This window comes from Clostridium sp. (genome assembly GCF_036639235.1).
Classification (GTDB): domain Bacteria; phylum Bacillota; class Clostridia; order Clostridiales; family Caloramatoraceae; genus Clostridium_AB.
Genome location: NZ_JAVWJB010000104.1, coordinates 1 through 2,194 on the forward strand (window position 1 = coordinate 1; position 2,194 = coordinate 2,194).

General features: G+C 31.6%; 2 protein-coding genes. Both read right to left on the bottom strand.

Annotated elements, in window-relative coordinates; translation table 11 throughout:
• A partial coding sequence (locus tag RR539_RS10805) for a hypothetical protein (protein ID WP_332500447.1) occupies positions 1-971 on the bottom strand: 971 nt, incomplete at its 3' end.
• A 227-nt stretch (positions 972-1,198) separates the two neighbouring features.
• A partial coding sequence (locus RR539_RS10810) for an MATE family efflux transporter (protein ID WP_332500448.1) occupies positions 1,199-2,194 on the bottom strand: 996 nt, incomplete at its 5' end.

Below are 2,194 nucleotides of genomic sequence, written 5' to 3' on the forward strand. Positions count from 1 at the left end.
CCTCTTCTGATCTCAACTGTAAGAACATATGTTACTAAAATAAATGCTGCAAGTAAAATTATATTATATGCACCACTACACTGGTGAATCTTAAATATACCTAATGTGTGACAAACTATAACTGTAAACAGAAATGTTGTAAATGCCCCAATTAATCCTACAACTAATCTTTTTTCTCGGATATTATAGGTTGCAATTAGGAAAATAAGTATAGGAATTGGCATTGCATAATATGAGAAGCTTTCAATAATATACCCTATGTATGGGTTGTTATATACTATTTGATAAAGGCTAGTACTTCCTACTATCCAAAACCCAAATAGCAGTGCAAAAACCCCTATACAGGCTAGGTTAAAATATATTTTACTCTTATAGAATGTTACAAGATAAATCATAATACAAATAAGCCCTATAAAAATCATAGTTGCTGCAACTGCATTTTCAAAACCTGAATCCTTAACCATAGCAAGGAAGAATCCAGCTTTTTCTCCTAGAGCTATAGAATTAACCTCACCCTGCTTCTGTGTAAAAGGGGTGGATACTGCAATTTCAATTTCCTCCCCTGAGTATTTTCTTGGAATATCAACAAAATAAAGCCCTCTACCAATCGAGGATGCTGCTCCTATATCTCTATCCCAGGTACTATCAAATATAGTTTCTTCTAAAATACTAACCTTAATATTTTTCATATATGAATCTATAAGTAGACACTTATTATCTTCTATTATAGGTAATTTTGATTTCATAAATATTACACTATTAGGCCTTGTAATATTCGGTCTCCAAGGAAGTGTTGCACTTTGTGCAAAATCATTATAGTCAGTTGTATATGTCCAGGTATCCATTGATATAATCGAGTTATCATTTACTAATTTCTTAGGTTTAAATAAGGAGGTCTCTATTACAAGAAAACTAGTCATAATAATGGTTATAATAATCGTTATGCCAATATAAAAATAACTTTTTCTCATAATCATACCTCCCCCTAAAAAATAGTTTATAACTTATATTCTATAACAAATTGGAACATTTTTAAATAATTTCCAAAGTATATATTGAAACTTTTTTCCTTTATAAACAGACAAATTTTTTAAATAAATTTATAAATGTTCGGAATAAGAATTCCATATATAACTTATTATATACCATTTGTAAAACTATTACATAAAAATCAGTATGGATTTAAATTTTTAAAAAACTAACATGCACATTTTAACTCTTTACAAACCTTTTTCCACAATACATATTTGTAAACAACGTAACTTACTACTCCCTTAAGAATACTTGAAATAGCTATACTCCACCATATACCGTTAACTCCTATGAACTTAACTAATACCATAGCTATTGGAAGTCTAATAACAGTTAATCCAACACTTATTACAGCTGAGTACTTGGTTCTTGATAACCCCATAAAGGCTCCCCCTGTTACCATTTCAACAGCAGCAAAAACCTGTGATAACCCTATAATTCTAAGATAATCAGCTGTTATCTTAATTGTTCCAGGGTCACTTACGAATATTCCTGCAAGCTGCTCTGGAATAATTAGAAGTAGTGCCATTACAACAGATGCATATCCCATGCCAAGCTTTAGGGATACACTATACCCCTCGCTAATTCTCTCACATTTCTTACCACCATAGTTCTGTCCTACGTAACTTGCTATAGCTCCGTTGAACCCACCAATAATAACAAAGGTAATAGACTCAACCTGAAGCCCAATCTTATGTGCTGCAATTGCCTCTGCACCGTAAACAGCTATAATCTTAGCTAGGAAAATGTTTATCATAGTAAATATAATTCTCTGCATTGCATTAGGACTACCGATTTTAGCAATATCTTTAATCATACTAAACTGGAATAATTTAATAGGCTTAAGTGGATATAGTCCCCTTGAATAGATAATTGCCATAATTAGGGCAACTCCATTGGAAAGAACAGTTGCAAGAGCTGCACCATTTACCCCTAAATCTAAACCATATATGAAAATCGGATCAAGAATTATGTTAATAATAAGACCTACCGAATTAATAATTAAAGATATTTTATTATTACCAAAACTCGAAAAGAACCTAGTACATAAACTATTAAAGAAAATAATAACCATACCCCATCCGTTAATAAGAAGGTAGCTTAAAGCATCCCTTTCAACCTCAGGGTTATTAATTCCAAGGAATCCTATAAGATCCCTACT